12 protein-coding genes and 2 tRNA genes are annotated in these 15,617 nt (G+C 44.7%); 6 read left to right on the forward strand and 8 right to left on the reverse strand.

All coding sequences use genetic code 11. The features are described 5' to 3' along the window. Positions 1-166: 166 nt before the first annotated feature. The 3 genes from RCH20_RS08660 to rsmH all read right to left on the reverse strand — a co-directional run bounded on the left by RCH20_RS08660 (position 167) and on the right by rsmH (position 4,448). Positions 167-2,299: a peptidoglycan D,D-transpeptidase FtsI family protein gene (locus RCH20_RS08660; protein WP_327193294.1), complete on the reverse strand. Its 2,133-nt coding sequence runs from the start codon at positions 2,297-2,299 to the stop codon at positions 167-169. Then, the gene (ftsL, locus tag RCH20_RS08665; protein ID WP_327193295.1) at positions 2,296-2,784 is read right to left on the reverse strand and encodes a cell division protein FtsL; all 489 of its coding nucleotides are present in this window, start codon (positions 2,782-2,784) and stop codon (positions 2,296-2,298) included. Before ftsL ends, RCH20_RS08660 begins: the two co-directional genes overlap by 4 nt. Before the next feature lie 494 nt (positions 2,785-3,278). Then, positions 3,279-4,448 carry a 16S rRNA (cytosine(1402)-N(4))-methyltransferase RsmH gene (gene rsmH / locus RCH20_RS08670; RefSeq protein WP_327193296.1) on the reverse strand — a complete coding sequence of 390 codons (1,170 nt, stop codon included), beginning with the start codon at positions 4,446-4,448 and terminating at the stop codon, positions 3,279-3,281. A gap of 258 nt (positions 4,449-4,706) precedes the next feature. On the opposite strand from rsmH, the gene gltX reads away from it, so the two are divergent. The 4 genes from gltX to RCH20_RS08690 all read left to right on the forward strand — a co-directional run bounded on the left by gltX (position 4,707) and on the right by RCH20_RS08690 (position 7,236). Beyond that, a complete protein-coding gene (gltX, locus tag RCH20_RS08675; RefSeq protein ID WP_442793121.1) occupies positions 4,707-6,260 on the forward strand; it encodes a glutamate--tRNA ligase in 1,554 nt (517 codons plus the stop codon). A 162-nt stretch (positions 6,261-6,422) separates the two neighbouring features. Beyond that, positions 6,423-6,815 carry a hypothetical protein gene (locus RCH20_RS08680; protein ID WP_327193297.1) on the forward strand — a complete coding sequence of 131 codons (393 nt, stop codon included), beginning with the start codon at positions 6,423-6,425 and terminating at the stop codon, positions 6,813-6,815. Between the two features lie 113 nt (positions 6,816-6,928). Beyond that, positions 6,929-7,004 (forward strand) — tRNA-Ala (locus RCH20_RS08685). A gap of 156 nt (positions 7,005-7,160) precedes the next feature. Next, positions 7,161-7,236 (forward strand) — tRNA-Glu (locus tag RCH20_RS08690). A 182-nt stretch (positions 7,237-7,418) separates the two neighbouring features. On the opposite strand, the gene RCH20_RS08695 is transcribed toward RCH20_RS08690, so the two are convergent. From RCH20_RS08695 to RCH20_RS08705, 3 genes are all read right to left on the reverse strand, one after another. Further along, on the reverse strand, positions 7,419-8,321 hold the full coding sequence (locus RCH20_RS08695) for a DMT family transporter (RefSeq protein WP_209956173.1): 903 nt from the start codon (positions 8,319-8,321) through the stop codon (positions 7,419-7,421). A 297-nt stretch (positions 8,322-8,618) separates the two neighbouring features. Next, positions 8,619-11,459, reverse strand: coding sequence for an aconitate hydratase AcnA (acnA, locus tag RCH20_RS08700; protein ID WP_327193298.1), 2,841 nt, complete (start codon positions 11,457-11,459; stop codon positions 8,619-8,621). A 267-nt stretch (positions 11,460-11,726) separates the two neighbouring features. Continuing rightward, positions 11,727-12,803, reverse strand: a complete 1,077-nt coding sequence (locus tag RCH20_RS08705; protein WP_327193299.1) for a DUF3025 domain-containing protein — start codon at positions 12,801-12,803, stop codon at positions 11,727-11,729. A 254-nt stretch (positions 12,804-13,057) separates the two neighbouring features. Here RCH20_RS08705 and RCH20_RS08710 point away from each other — a divergent pair, with 254 nt between their 5' ends. Both RCH20_RS08710 and RCH20_RS08715 read left to right on the forward strand, forming a co-directional pair. Continuing rightward, positions 13,058-13,774, forward strand: coding sequence for a metal-dependent hydrolase (locus RCH20_RS08710; RefSeq protein WP_327193300.1), 717 nt, complete (start codon positions 13,058-13,060; stop codon positions 13,772-13,774). Between the two features lie 40 nt (positions 13,775-13,814). Then, complete coding sequence (locus tag RCH20_RS08715) at positions 13,815-14,396, forward strand: YchJ family protein (protein ID WP_327193301.1); 582 nt, start codon at positions 13,815-13,817, stop codon at positions 14,394-14,396. 6 nt (positions 14,397-14,402) lie between these two features. On the opposite strand, the gene RCH20_RS08720 is transcribed toward RCH20_RS08715, so the two are convergent. Both RCH20_RS08720 and RCH20_RS08725 read right to left on the reverse strand, forming a co-directional pair. Continuing rightward, complete coding sequence (locus RCH20_RS08720; RefSeq protein WP_327193302.1) at positions 14,403-15,299, reverse strand: class II glutamine amidotransferase; 897 nt, start codon at positions 15,297-15,299, stop codon at positions 14,403-14,405. Next, positions 15,300-15,602: a hypothetical protein gene (locus tag RCH20_RS08725; protein ID WP_327193303.1), complete on the reverse strand. Its 303-nt coding sequence runs from the start codon at positions 15,600-15,602 to the stop codon at positions 15,300-15,302. It abuts the gene before it with no gap. Between the last annotated feature and the right edge of the window lie 15 nt (positions 15,603-15,617).

The raw sequence follows: 15,617 nt of genomic DNA on the forward strand, positions 1-15,617 counted from the left end.
TAGTCCTCAATAAGCTGCTGTAAAGTAACAGCACGTGGCGATGATAAGGGCATGAGCAAATCCTAAACAATTAAAAAGAATGAATGAAAATAATATTATGAAGATATCAGCCACCAGAAAAATTTCAGTGGTTTTAAGGTATCAACAGCGCTGCTGCTATTCTAAACTACTCCGTCTGTAGTGGCTTATCTAAAGGTACATTGTACAAGCGTAGTGCCTCTTTCATAACATTATGGAATACTGGCGCTGCGGTAAGCCCCGCATAAATCTGCCCACGTGGATCTTCAATTAAGATCACACCAACCAGCTTTGGATTAGAGGCTGGTACCATCCCAGCAAAGACGTTACGATACTGATCGGTATGATAGCCCCCATCAGGATCAATTCGGCGTGACGTCCCTGTTTTACCCGCTACTCGGTAGCCATCAATAGCTGCCGCTTTAGCCGTACCACCGTCTTCAGTCACCCCTTCCATCATTTTTACAATCGACATCGCTTGTTCTCGCGCCATAATTCGTTTACTTGGTGGCACTTTGTTATTTTTGATCAAGCTTAAAGGATGCATGACGCCACCTGACGCTAGTGCCGCATAGGCCTGTGCTACCTGTGCTAGCGTCACTTGTAAACCATAACCATAGCTGACGGTAGCCCGACGGGCCGTCTCTTTCTCTTTAGGCGTGACGACTAGGCCACTGCCCTCACCAGGGAACTGTAGCGGCGTCTTTGAGCCAAAGCCAAATTGCTTTTGCATATTGGTAATCGCAGCAGGCGGTAAGGATAAAGCAATCTTAGTAGAGGCGACGTTACTTGATTTCTGTAACAGGGTCGCCAGATTAATCGTCCCCAGATTGTCATGGTCACGAATGGTATAGCCTCTGACTCGAATAGAGCCAGGGTTGGTATTAATCAAAGAATTTGAGGTATATTTACCTGAATCTAGGGCGGCGGCAACGGTAAAGGGCTTCATCACTGACCCAGGCTCAAAGACATCAAGTAACGCACGATTACGCTGGTTTTCACCTGTCATTTCATTGAGATTATTAGAGTTAAAAGACGGCCAAGTAGACAATGCCAATACTTCGCCAGTCTGTACATCAACCACCATACCGGTTGACCAACGTGCTTGTTGCAAGCGACCCACTTTTTCTAACTCTTTATACAGTAAATACTGTAAGCGCGAATCAATAGTCAGCGCCACATTTTGACCTGCTACTTCTGGCTCAATCTGTTTGATCTCTTTTAGGCTATTTTGCTTCGCATCTTTTAGGACTAAGACTTTGCCGTCGTCACCTGCCAGCATCGTTTCATATTGGCGCTCAATACCAGCACGCCCCTCGTAGCCACCTTCAGGATCATTAGCACTTTGCCCCATGAAGCCTAAAAGTTGCGAGTTAGGCTGCGGCTGTGGATAGTAGCGCTGAAAGAAGTTTTTCTCATTCACACCTGGGAAGTCTAGCGAGCTGACACTTTGAGCAATCTCAGGGGTCACCTTATTCAATAGTGGTAAATAATGCGAGCCTGCACCTGATGGCAATGCCGCTTTTACCGCTGCTTCGTCGGTAACATCGATGCTGTCATCGATGGCAGTGGCTTTCTGTAATTCAGTTACCGCTATATTGGCAGCTGCCGCAAGCGTGGTTAAATCCATATTATCAAGACGCTTTTGCATACGCGCTTGTAGCTGCGGACTGTCAGGATTGGTAAGCTTGACCCGTTTAAGCTCGTAATATTCGCGCGCATAATCATGCGGACTAAAAGACACGGTAGCTAACGGCGCACTGACCGCCAATGGCAGCTTATTGCGATCGGTAATCATACCGCGGTAGGACTTTTGCGTGCGCACGCTGGTGATCAGCTCGTTACCCTTATCTTGATAAAACTGAGCATTGGCTACTTGTAAGTAATAGGCGCGTGATACCAGTAGCCCCAGTATAATTAAAGCAACTACCCATACAGTACGAAAGCGGTTCTTATCATTTTCAAAGCCGCCACGCGATGAGGCACCAGATGCTTTACTCAAAAAGGTTCTTTTGCTTTTGCGATTTTTAATACTGGTATAGGCCCCTTGGGTTTCATTGTTTTTTAGGCGACCAAACAGCTTAGTGGAACGATTTTTTGGTTTGTCGTTTGAGGAAGTCGCTTTTGAGTTATTAGCAGTAGAAGACTTGCTATTGGTCAGAGCAGATTTGGCAGCACTAACGCGGCGTAAAGGCTTGATCACCTTGCCGCTGGCCGGTTTCTTACTGGTACTTTTTTCTGAGCCTTTAGCATTGGTAGAGTTTGAATCTTTATCACTCATTGTCCTACCTCCGTTGCTGCGAGACCGGCAGGATCTGTATCAGAAACCGTATTAGCGTTTTGGCTCTGATTGAGATTTGGATTAGCAGTTGTTTTGCCCACTGCTGCAGGAGTCACAGGCGCGCTGGGCTGAATAATCAGCTTGTCTTTAAGGGTCGGCGAATACATGCTCAGCTCAGCAACGGCACGACTGGCAATCTGCGGGGTAGCACTGAAAGTTTGCTGCTCAATCAATAAGCGCTGATGCTCGACTTGCAGCTTGCGTTCTTGTTTTTTCATATCTTGCAAGGTTTTATAATCCTGGTGATATTGCTGAACGCTTTCGGCAGTTCTAATACCACTCCATACAATAGCGGCCGCTAATAGCAGTAGTACCACCACATAAATACTCACTACGCCAAAGCGCTGTGCGAATAGCTCTCCAACATCAGTGTTATTAGTAGATGCAGTGTTGCGACGGTTGGTAGGTTGGTCAGATATTGCCATGACGATCTCAAAAAATGAACTTAAATATAAAAGAGGATTTAGGATAACGAGTTATAAACGACCTATTTACTATCAGTACCATCAATAAAAAACACTCACTATAGTCAGAACTAAATAAAACGGATACACATATGGTTTTGGATAACTGGCAAAAATTTTTCTAGCTTGCTGTGTGACTGCATCACTTTTCGAGCCTTCGAAAATTTCTTCCAGCTATCCTGTACCTACTTTAAAGCAGCTTAGCTATAGTGCATGACAGCCGCAAAGGCTTGCTATTAGTGCAAGCACCAAAAATGCAACTGCTGAGCCTAGCAGACAATATTTACAGCTTTTTAACAGTTGCGTAGTTATTACTACATTAGCATCAATTCAGTATGCAAAATGCCTGCTAATAACTGTTGATATTTGCACCGTACTGACTGTTCACGGTGGAGCAGACGTTTTCAGCTATCTATCATTTTCAACTAGGTGATTTTTTCAACTAGCCGCTGTTTTCAGTGTGATTCTGGCTGATATGCTGTGTCCGTACGAGTTGCAGTCCGTAACCATGCACTGCGCGAGCGCGGGTTACCAGCTACCTCAGCTTTACTGGGCCCAATACGTTTAGGCTTACTAAAGTAACGCGGGCGGTTTGGTGGCATCGGTGATTGCTCATCTTCAGGATACTGCCCTTTGCTATGGCGTTGCAAAAATTGCTTGATGCGCCGATCCTCAAGCGAATGAAAGCTAATCACCGCCAGCTGCCCACCCGCTTTAACAATAGGAATACTTTGTTCTAAAAAGCTATCCACATCGCCAAGCTCATTATTAATGAAGATACGCATGGCCTGAAAGCTTTGAGTGGCCGGATGCTTGCCTCTTTGCCAATTAGGATGTGCCACCTTAATAACTTCTGCCAGCTCTAATGTAGAGGTATAACGGCTCATCTCTTTAATCGCACGCGCAATTCGGCGACTGTGGCGCTCCTCACCAAACTCGTATAATACGTTGGCTAAGGTTTCATCATCGACCTGCTCAAGCCATTCAGCAACAGACTGACCGCGAGTGGTGTCCATGCGCATGTCTATCGCACCATCACGCATAAAGCTAAAACCGCGACTGCCGTCATCGATTTGCGGCGAGGATACGCCCAAATCTGCCATCAAGCCATCAACCTGGTCGATACCCATCGCGGCTAAGCCAGCAGTTAAACTGGCAAAGCTGTCATGAATGACCTGTACGCGACTGTCTTCAGCCGCCAGTTCACGGGCGACTGCGATGGCAGTTGGGTCTTTATCGATAACAATCAGCTGCGCATCATCAGCCAGTTGCGATAATAGTAATCGACTATGACCGCCGCGCCCAAAGGTAGCATCGACGTAGACACCAGTAGCCTGCAAGCTATTTTCACTATCTGAGTCATTCTCCTGCATGGGCAACGATTTGACACCCAGCACTGCCGCGACTGCTTCATGCAATAACACCGCTTCATGGGCAAAGCTTGGTTGATCAAGCTCTACTTTATCAGAAACAGTTTTATCAGAGACTGCCGGATCTGGTGCAGTTGCAACGGACCGATCATCTATAGCCAACAGTGCTGCCGACGTAGCGGAAGAATCGGTAGCAGATAAAGAACGGGCTTTAGAATTAGGTTTAGACTTTGGCTTAGATTTCGATAGGGACACAAACAACTCAATAAATGACGACCAATGAGGCCATTAATAGTAAAAAATCAGATAAAAATAAACAAGTTAGGACTCAGCTAGCATTATTATCGCAAGGATACATCTGTAGTCAAGCGCCATCTAGCCTTTTCAGCAAAAATATTGCCTATCCCTGTTATAATAACGCTATATTTTACGCTATATGACCCTATAACGGCCTCTTTTCCTCATATTTTTTGCTTATCCCTTTTTAATTAACAACCATTACTTGAGACTATTATGACCCAAACTACAGTTTCTGCTGATAATAACATGAACAGCACCCGTCCTGTCCGTACCCGAATCGCACCCTCGCCTACTGGCTTCCCTCATGTCGGCACCGCTTATATCGCTTTATTTAATCTAGCTTTTGCTAAAGCACATGGCGGTGAATTTATCTTGCGTATTGAAGATACCGATCAGGTACGCTCAACCGAACAGTCTGAACAGATGATTTTAGACGCGTTACACTGGGTAGGGCTTGATTGGGCCGAAGGTCCTGACATCGGCGGTCCACATGCACCCTATCGTCAAAGTGAACGCGCTGACATCTATAAAAAACACGCGCAGCAGCTATTAGATAGCGATCATGCGTTTCGCTGTTTCTGCACCTCCGAAGAGCTTGACATCATGCGCGCTGAGCAAATGGCCAATGGTGAGAGCCCACGTTATGATGGCCGCTATGCTAACTTAGCACGGGTAGAGTCAGATAAAATGGTCGCGGATGGCAAACCTTTTGTAATTCGTATGCGTGTGCCCACTGAAGGCGTTTGCCGCGTTGAGGACATGCTACGTGGAACCGTTGAGATTCCATGGTCGCAAGTCGATATGCAAGTGCTATTAAAAACCGATGGCTTGCCAACTTATCATCTGGCCAATGTTGTCGATGACCACTTGATGGATATCAGCCATGTATTGCGCGGTGAAGAATGGCTGAATTCCGCCCCTAAACACCAATTACTGTATGAGTATTTCGGTTGGGAAATGCCAGTACTTTGCCACATGCCATTATTACGTAACCCTGATAAATCTAAATTATCTAAACGTAAAAACCCAACCTCCATCACTTACTATCGTGATGCAGGCGTATTGCCTGAGGCTCTACTTAACTATCTAGGGCGTATGGGTTACTCCATGCCTGATGAAGCGGAACAGTTCACTTTAGAAGACATGATCGCCAGCTTTGATATTCAGCGGGTGTCGCTTGGTGGTCCTATTTTTGATATCGAAAAATTAAATTGGCTCAATGCTGAATGGTTACGAGCGCTAACCCCAGAAGAACTTAAAAACAAGATTCTCGATTGGGCAAATAATAGCGATAAACTCACTGCTATGGCTGCCGCTATTCAGCCGCGTATTGAACTGCTCTCTGATGCAGTCAATTGGGGGGCCTTTTATTTCCAAAACCTACCCGATATCAACGCTGCAAGCTTTACTCATAAGTCGCTCACTCCTGAACAGATCATGGATATGCTGCAGCTTACTATTTGGCAGCTTGAGGCGTTACCGACTTGGAACGAGGAAGATATCTACGCCACTATAAAAGGTATGGCTGCTGCGCTTGATATCAAGATGCGCGACTTTATCGCCCCATTCTTTATTGCCATTGCTGGTAGCTCTTCATCAACACCAGTCATGAACTCTATGGCGATTATTGGCGCTGATATGACGCTCACGCGCTTACGCCACGCCGTTGACGTACTTGGTGGTTTGGGCAAAAAGAAGCTTAAAAAACTAGAGAAGCAAGCGGCTGAATTACCAGATTTTTTGGCTGGTGATGGTGATAACCGTTAAAAATTTTGTTCTTGAAAAAACTACTTTAATTTTCAAATCATAAAGGAAACTCTTGTAAAAAGGGTTTCCTATAAAGTATTCAGAATTAATCATCACGAATCAACAAGAAAGGCCAGTCGCACTATTACTAACTTAATCTACTCAAACTTCAAAAGGTAATTTATGCCATATCCAACAGCTATAGACCCCGATAAAGTAGGAGAATACCCTGCGATGGTTTATGCAGGAGGCGGTTATTTTTTTGATGAAGTACTGGAGTATCGTGTTTGGTGTTATCCTGAACATAAGGTTAAGAATATAGACCATAACGATGGTGAAAGCGATAATTGTCATTGCTTTGCGACCTATCAAGAAGCACTAGAATTCGCCGATAACACTCAAAATGCAGAAAGGCCAATCGCATTGGTCAGGCAGCTTGAGTGGATCGACCAGCCATCAAGAGGTATTTATATTCATAATAAAGGGGAGAGGCTGACAGAATGGAGACCTGAATGGTTAGAGAGGGGCGCCAGAACAATGAACGATATTAGTCAATTTCTTCAAAAAAATAGTTAATATTTCTTATTAATTGACTACAAACTCATTTTTTGACAGATTTATTACTACTTTATTGAAATAGCAGTTGACAATTCCTCATCACTTACCTAAAATACGCACACTCTTAGCGAGGGGCTATAGCTCAGTTGGTAGAGCACTTGCATGGCATGCAAGGGGTCAACGGTTCGACTCCGTTTAGCTCCACCACGCTATTTACGATAAAGTGCAGCACTATCAGGCTTTATGGTAAATGACTTGCTAATAGTACAGCATCACCTAGGCACCGCTTATTTTTTAAGCAATCTGATGTTGTTGATTACCGTTATAGCGCTATTAACCTTAGCATCTATGACAACTCTATGCGTCCCCATCGTCTAGAGGCCTAGGACACCGCCCTTTCACGGCGGTAACGGGGGTTCGAACCCCCCTGGGGACGCCACTATTCGGCGCCACTTATTAGCACTTTTGTGAAGTTACATAAGATCAGACTAGTAAGCGTACCATCAAAAAGCCCAGTCACAATACATTGTGACTGGGCTTTTTTTATGTCCGTATTTTATTGCAAAGCAAAGGCATTCTATAGTTAAAATACCTTAAAAACGCTATTTTATAAAAAGGGCCTTATGAGTGGGCCAACTTCTTTAAGGATAAATTTAAAGACAAGTAGGTACCGAACAATATCACGACTGAGCCAATAATAGCACCGATATCCAATGCTTCACCAAGTAACACATAACCAAAGAATATCGCAAAAATAGGAATAACTAAAGTAATGCTGGTCGCACGCATGGGACCAATACTTTTGATAAGACGATTCATAAAAATTAGGGCGATTGCCGTTGAAAATATCCCAATGCAGATCACAGACAGCCAAGCCTTAAGACTAATACTCTTGCCATACGGAAATTCATAGACGGCAATGGGTAGCATGACCAAGCTGGCAATGATTAGCGAGCCTGCCGTGATCGCAAGCGGCGAGAGGTCTTCTAAATAGTTTCTGGTGACGTTGGCCCCTGTTGCATAACCCACACAGGCTAATAAGGCGTAGCCCATTGGCAGCAACCCTGACCCTAAGTCTAAAACCTGTCCTTGCTCATCAAACAAGCGCTCACTCATTAAAATACCGACGCCGACCACACCGATAACCAATCCTATCGTTTGCCTCTTAGCGAGTTTATCGTTGAAAAACTTACTGGCGATAAACCCACTCATCATGGGCACCGAGGCATTAAGAACAGCCAATACTCCCGCGTTTACTGACTGCGCTGAAAAAGAAAATAACACAAAGGGAATGGCCGCGGAGAATAAGCCGACCACTGCCAAAACTTTGTAGTTTTCACGAATACCTTCTCGACTTTTCGGATATAACACCACAAAAACCAGCATGGTTAGCCCTGCAAATACCACCCGCAGGCTAGCAAATGCTAACGAGCCAAACTCAGGGACACCTACTCGATAAAATATAAAAGATAGCGACCACATGAAGGACAGCGTGATAAATATAATAAGATCGCGTCTGGTCATTTGTTAACTCGATTTTGATGTTTGGACTGTTTTAGCTAAGTCATTAAAATATCGTGATGATAACGCTTTAACTGCAGTTTAGGTGGGGTTTTTATGTGTTTTTAGTCAGGCTTTGAGGGGTTTGCACTCATTGTGCATTGAGTTTTGTTAAGCTATTAAACCTAGAGTCAGTTGTTTTTAAAAACGCTCGAATAGAATCATGATGGAACGTAACCTACTATTTGCGTTATCCTTCCTCACCCAATAAAAAACCCAACACAGCGTTGGGTTTTTTATTGGGCTCAAATAACGGATTACTTAAGCAGCGTCTTTGTTCTCACTGGCCAGTTGACGCAGTACATAGTGCAATACACCACCATGACGAACATATTCGCGCTCTTTTGGCGTCTGTAGCACGACGTGGACATCAAAGGTCTCAGTTGAGCCATCAACGCGTGTTGCACTAACGGTAGCAGTCTCACTCTCACCATTGTTAAGCCCGGTGATACTTAGTACTTCTGAGCCATCAAGGTTGTGAGATTGCGCACTCTCGCCATCTTTAAAGGTCAATGGCAAGACACCCATACCGACGAGGTTAGAGCGATGAATACGCTCAAACGAGCCGGTAAGTACCGCTTTTACCCCTAGCAAAATCGTACCTTTGGCAGCCCAATCACGGCTAGAGCCAGAACCATATTCTTCACCACCGAGAACGACCAGCGTACGGCCTTCTTCTTTATACTTCATGGCGGCATCATAGATAGGCATCTGCTCGCCATCTTGTAGGGTCGCTTTATCGCCTTTGAGATAATAAGTGTAACCGCCCTCTTTACCATCCATCATCAAGTTTTTGATACGAATATTGGCAAAGGTACCACGGGTCATGACCGCATCATTACCACGGCGCGAGCCATAGCTGTTAAAGTCGGCTTCCATCACTCCACGACCTTTCAAATACTTACCAGCGGGTGAATCGGCATCAATGTTGCCCGCCGGTGAGATATGATCGGTAGTAATAGAATCACCAAACAAACCCAATATGCGTGCATTCTCAATGTCAGGAATACCCTGTGGTTCCATGGTCATATCATCAAAGAACGGTGGATTCTTGATGTAAGTTGACTCCTCACTCCATGGATATAGCTGGCTGTCTGAAGACGAAATAGAATTCCATTCATCGCTACCGTCGAACACTTCGCCGTAGTTTTTATGGAACATTTCAGCGCTAATATTATTAGCAATCAGCTCTTCAATCTCTTGAGAGGTCGGCCAGATGTCTTTTAAGAATACATCATTGCCCTCTTGGTCTTGTCCAAGCGGATGGGTAGTCATATCAATATCGACTGTACCTGCCAGCGCATAGGCAACCACTAGTGGCGGCGAGGCCAAATAGTTAGCTTTCACATGCGAGTGAATACGACCTTCGAAGTTACGATTACCTGATAGTACAGCGGCGGCGACCAAATCATTGTCTTCAATGCCTTTTTCTATGCTCTCAAGTAAAGGCCCTGAGTTGCCGATACAAGTAGTACAGCCATAACCGACCAGATAGAAGCCAATCTTCTCAAGCTCAGGCATCAGTTCCGTTTTGTCAAGATAATCGGTCACGACTTTCGAGCCAGGCGCAAAGGAGGTTTTTACCCATGGTTTAGCAGTCAGCCCTTTTGCCGCTGCGTTTCTGGCGACCAATCCTGCCCCAATCATTACTGCAGGGTTTGAGGTATTGGTACAGGAGGTAATCGCTGCAATGACTACCGCACCGTCACGTAATTTATGCTCGTTGTCCTCTATCTTAACGTTAGAGAAAACAGTGTTAGCATCATGTCTGACGTCACTGACATCAAACTGCGCATCCTGTGCCGAATTAGGTTTGGCCGCTAGTTTATCAGCTTGCTTTTGCTCACCACCCTCTTGAGCAAAGCGGTCTTTACCCTTGATTTCTGCTTTACGATCTTTAGTCATCGTATGCAAGGTCTTGCCAAAGCTATCATACATACCTGATAGAGAAATGCGCTGATGCGGCAATTTTGGACCGGCAAGCGATGGTTCAACGGTGGCTAAGTCAAGATGTAAGTTGCTCGAATAAGTCGCGTTTGGCGTGTACTCATCATGCCATAAACCTTGTGCTCTAGCGTATTTTTCCACCAGTTCAATTTGTGCTTCATCACGTCCTGATAGACGTAAATAATCAATTGATATTTGGTCAATAGGGAAGATACCGCAGGTTGCGCCGTATTCTGGCGACATGTTGGCAATGGTTGCTCGATCAGCAAGCGGCATGTTGTGCAGACCTTCGCCGTAGAATTCTACGAACTTGCCAACCACCCCGTGAGCCCGTAGCATCTCAACCACGCGTAGTACCAAGTCAGTTGCGGTGACACCTTCAGTCAGCTTGCCGGTCATCTCAAAACCAACGACTTGGGGAATCAGCATCGACGAAGGTTGTCCCAACATTGCGGCTTCGGCTTCGATACCACCCACGCCCCAACCGAGAACGCCAATACCATTAATCATCGTTGTGTGGCTGTCGGTACCAAAAACCGTATCCGGATAAGCAGTGAGCTCACCATCCACTTCAGCGGTCATAACTACTCGCGCTAAATACTCTAAGTTGACTTGATGCACGATACCAGTAGCGGGCGGTACCACGACAAAGTTTTCAAACGCCTGCCTACCCCAGTGTAAAAACTCATAACGTTCGTTATTACGTTCAAATTCAATTTTCTTGTTTAAATCGAGGGCATCTTCGCGACCATAGACATCGACTTGCACCGAGTGGTCAACGACTAACTCACTAGGGATAAACGGGTTGATTTGTTCCGCTTTACCGCCGAGCTTGACTACTGCATCACGCATTGCCGCCAAATCTACGACTGAGGGCACACCCGTAAAATCTTGCAGTACCACACGAGCGGGCATAAAAGCAATCTCTTGAGCGGGCTCAGCACCAGCGTCCCAGTTAGCGACTGCTTCTATATGGTTCTTACCGACTGATTGGCCACCATCTTCTTTTCGTAGTAAGTTCTCAAGCACGATCTTCATACAAAATGGCAAGGTATCAATGTTTTTATAAGTTTTTGTTAGCTCAGGCAGACTGTAATAGGCATGATCCTTGCCATCGACTGAGAGGATGTTTTTTACGCTAAAAATATCGCTCATGGTAGCTTCCTTATCTATGTTATAGATTGTTATGAATTTATTGTTATAACAGGTGGCTTTTATTACATGTGGCTTTTATTACATGTGGATAGGTCAATTTATTTGAAATGGCTGATTAATAGGTTTATTAATAAAGTTTATAAATGGAACCTTAGCAATTGGTAATAGCCTACTTTTACCATAACAAATAAGTCTATACTTGTTAACCCTAACTGGTTGATGAATGGTGGCAAAATGGTAAACGAAACAGTGATTTAATGAACTATATTAATGACGCTTTTTGCGACGGCCACTACGAAAGACCTGATGATCGTCGTAAAAATGAACATCCGCATTGTCAGGCCAAAAGTGTGGCACCCCTAAAACAGGTAAGGGCGCAAGGTTGCGTGGCGTCACCTCAGTTTGTGATAACATTTGCTGCATGTGATGAGCCAGCTGGTCATCTATATACGCTAGTCGCTCAAAGTTTGATAAGGTAAAAAAATCTGGCGAGACATTGATTACTATGCTGTGTGCACACAGGGATTTACGCGGTTGTATTAATTGCTCAAGTAGCGCGTGACCAAAGATATAAACAGCGGCCTGAGCATGGCTACTTAGTAGTTGGAGGTTATCCCAACTGTCTCGCGGTTTTACTAAACTACCTTGCCAGTCAAAGTTAATCAGTGCCTCACCAATACTTGGATCAGCGGTTACCAGTATCGCACCATTTTCATCAAATACGGTAATGGTATCGCGCACTCGTCCACGACCACTACCTTTTCCATTCATTTGCTTGGCGATCTCACACATATGATAGTAGTTGAGTAGCGCCTTAGTTTTAGGAAAGGTCAGCCAAATACTGCCGTTAAATAAATCATGCAAATTATCGCGAGTGGGAATATGGCCAGTGGTTGCAATAAAGCTTTCGTAACCTTCGCCTTCTGGCAGCGCATCTTGTGACATAAACTGTAGTGCCTGCGCTTGGTTGTTTTGAGTGGGCTTAGTTTGTGGTAGCGGCTGTTTAAAACTGTCAGCTTGCTGAGCCAACGCGATATTTAATAAGTTGGCTATCACGGTGGTGCTGTAGTTGGAGATCTGATTCACTACATGGCTAGGCACCTGATTATGCATATGAGTAGAAGCGGCTTTTGGATTCATATCTACTATATTAGAGCCGCTCATTTGCTTACTTAAACTTGCTACCGTTTGGCTGAGATAACTCAGTTGGCTAAGATGACTTAACCACGGTGCTTGCCAATCAATAGTAGCAAGGCTTGCATCTAATTTTACATCTAAAGAGGCATTCATAATATTTGATTTAACAGTAGTTGATGACAAGGATGGTACAGCAGTAACAGTCATGATGAACTCTCTATCTTACCTATGGCTTTTACTGTTCAGTAGCTATAAGCAATTCAATATAACGGTGGTATAAGGAACTCGTGTGCAGGCTATATCTCGTTTATTAAGACAGTTGCACCAAGCTCTCTAGATAATAAGTCACAAATATAGTGGACTGACTATATGAGTTTGGCGTAATGGCTCATGGTATCATAAGGCGCTTTTTTACAGCTAGACGAACGCCTATCGATGGCGAAATTTTATGGTAAAGTTTTATGGCGAATTTTAATACCCACTTAAATGGCGCATTTGCAGTAAGCGGTATGCTAGGTTTAACCGTTTATAAAGCCGGTCTGTTGAATGACTCAGGGTTTTTAATATGCGTGGCGCTCGGCACGATAGGCGGGCTGCTGCCTGATCTAGACTCTGATAACTCGACCCCAATTAAATTGGGCTTTAATATTGCGTCCTTTATCTTTGCCTTTGGGCTGGTGATGCATTGGCGCAGTGAGCTAAGCTTACTGGCCTTAATAGCACTCTGGCTGGCGGGTTACGGTTTTATGCGTTATGTGGTCTTTCAGATATTTACTAGCATGACTGTGCATCGTGGCGTCATTCATTCGGTGCCTTACATGGCGATATTGGGGCTTGGACTGACGTATCTGAGCTATTATGCGGTGCACAATCCGCTGACGGCCAGCTGGTTTTACGGTCTATTCTTATTCGGTGGCGCGATGGTACATTTACTACTGGATGAGATGTACAGCGTGAATCTATCAGGGATGACCATGAAGCGCTCGTCCGGCACGGCGATGAAGTTTTATCAACACAAAGACCGCTGGTGGTATCTAATATTATATGCACTACTGGCATTACTAGTATTCGCAGCCCCACCTTTTGCACCGTTTTGGGAACAGCTGCGCGATCCTGCCCCTTGGGCAAAGCTCAAAGTCGGCATGCTACCTACCTTTATAAAGAACGTATTATCTTAAAATTTATTAAGAACGTATTCCTCAATTATTAGAGCATGCTATGCCGCTTTCTATAAAGAATTGCCCTTGCCAAATCAATCCGTCGTTAGCCATTTCTAGCAACGCATTAGCCTATAAAGACTGCTGTCAGCCTTATCATGATAGCCTTGATGAAGACGGTACTGATAACAGCGCTGGCGCTCAAGCTGAGAGCGCTGAACGGCTGATGCGCACTCGTTATAGCGCGTTCGCATTAGTAAAGGCGGATTATATTGTCAAGACCACCGTGCCTGCCCAGCAAGCATTGCTTGATATCAATGATATTAAGATATGGGCAAAAGAAACGGATTGGGCAGGACTGGAAATCGTACAGCACACACCAAAACTTGGCAAACGTCATGCTCAGGTTGAGTTTAAAGCTTATTATAATACTGAAGATGGATTACAGGCGCATCATGAGTTATCTAGCTTTGTAAAAGTGACAGACCGAGTAAAAGTGACAGATAAGTCTGCTTCTGGAGATAAAGAACGCTGGTACTTTCTTGACCCAACTGTCTCGATGTCAGTGGGCCAAAAGCAGCCGTGTATTTGTGGGTCTGGAGAGAAGTTTAAGCGCTGTTGTGGGGTTTGTTTGGCTAATTAAATATCCCTAAATACTCGCCCCAACCGACCTTGCAATCGCGACCCCTTCCTCAATAGTCAAGAACTTACGCTGGCTTGGGCTGTCTTTATATACTATATCGCCATCTTGAAATATTAGGCATTCATTGACGGCCAGCTGTTGCCACTTTTCATTTTCAGTCAGTGGTACGGTTACTAATATGGTCACTTTATCTTTATCGGTGGTCAAATCACCAAAATTAATCGCCAAATCATCATCAGCTAACTTTGCTTCGCCAAACGGTGCTTGACGGGTCAAATAAAATAGCAAACTACCGGCATAGGCCAATTGCCAATTACCATTCGATATCAAGCAATTGAATAATCCATTCGCCGATAAATAACGACATTGGGTAGTCAAAAAACTAAAAAGCGTTTGGTCATCAGGACGGGATTTAAAGCTACTTTTTAGTCTGTTAACTAAATAACAGAATGCCATCTCAGAGTCAGTTGATCCCACCGGTTGGCAATGTGAAGCATTACCATTATCTTGCAAGCGCTGGCAGCGTTTAATGAATTCACTGTTCATCTGGCCATTATGGGCAAATACCCATTGTTCGCCCCATACTTCACGGACGAAAGGATGGGTGTTGGCCAAGCAGTTTTGACCTTGGGTGGCCTTTCGAATATGAGCAATGACATTCATAGCTTTGATCGGATAATTATTAACCAGGTCTGCAACTGGTGACAGGTGACTGGGATGGTTATCATGAAATAGCCGCAGTCCGGCTGCAACATTATCTGTATCACAGACACTACGCTCAAAAAACGCAATGCCAAAACCATCTTCATGGCTATCGGTCATACCACCACGACGGCGAAATCCTGAAAAGCTAAAACCGATATCGGTCGGGGTATTACAGTTCATTCCTAATAGTTGACACATTTATGCATTACCACCGTTATTGTCATCCATTGGATTGGTTGTCATGTTGTCTTGCGATTCATCAAACATCTCATCTAGCAGTGCGGCACCATCTGTCTCGATGCTACCCAAGATACGCTGAGCCTGTGCCAGATCAGTATCTTGTACCCACAAGACTGCCCCTGAATTCATGCCGGGTATGCCACTCAAAGCCTGTAGTGATACCGTTATATTATTATTTCTGAGCAGAGTGGCATGCAGCTCACCTTGCATATTGGTATCGTAGCGTGCCAGTTTGTGCCAGTTATCGACTTGGTTGGTCATTAGGTCGCCTTTGAA

Origin of the sequence: Psychrobacter sp. PL15, assembly GCF_035984995.1 — a bacterium.
Lineage (GTDB): Bacteria > Pseudomonadota > Gammaproteobacteria > Pseudomonadales > Moraxellaceae > Psychrobacter.

Excerpts from the sequence above, each read along its gene's own strand:
- RCH20_RS08680 (WP_327193297.1), top strand. The coding sequence starts at position 6,423 with ATGCCATATCCAACAGCTATAGACCCCGATAAAGTAGGAGAATACCCT.
- RCH20_RS08710 (WP_327193300.1), top strand. The coding sequence starts at position 13,058 with ATGGCGAATTTTAATACCCACTTAAATGGCGCATTTGCAGTAAGCGGT.
- RCH20_RS08705 (WP_327193299.1), bottom strand. The coding sequence starts at position 12,803 with ATGACTGTTACTGCTGTACCATCCTTGTCATCAACTACTGTTAAATCA.
- RCH20_RS08725 (WP_327193303.1), bottom strand. The coding sequence starts at position 15,602 with ATGACCAACCAAGTCGATAACTGGCACAAACTGGCACGCTACGATACC.
- RCH20_RS08715 (WP_327193301.1), top strand. The coding sequence starts at position 13,815 with ATGCCGCTTTCTATAAAGAATTGCCCTTGCCAAATCAATCCGTCGTTA.
- ftsL (WP_327193295.1), bottom strand. The coding sequence starts at position 2,784 with ATGGCAATATCTGACCAACCTACCAACCGTCGCAACACTGCATCTACT.
- RCH20_RS08695 (WP_209956173.1), bottom strand. The coding sequence starts at position 8,321 with ATGACCAGACGCGATCTTATTATATTTATCACGCTGTCCTTCATGTGG.
- acnA (WP_327193298.1), bottom strand. The coding sequence starts at position 11,459 with ATGAGCGATATTTTTAGCGTAAAAAACATCCTCTCAGTCGATGGCAAG.
- RCH20_RS08660 (WP_327193294.1), bottom strand. The coding sequence starts at position 2,299 with ATGAGTGATAAAGATTCAAACTCTACCAATGCTAAAGGCTCAGAAAAA.
- gltX (WP_442793121.1), top strand. The coding sequence starts at position 4,707 with ATGACCCAAACTACAGTTTCTGCTGATAATAACATGAACAGCACCCGT.
- RCH20_RS08720 (WP_327193302.1), bottom strand. The coding sequence starts at position 15,299 with ATGTGTCAACTATTAGGAATGAACTGTAATACCCCGACCGATATCGGT.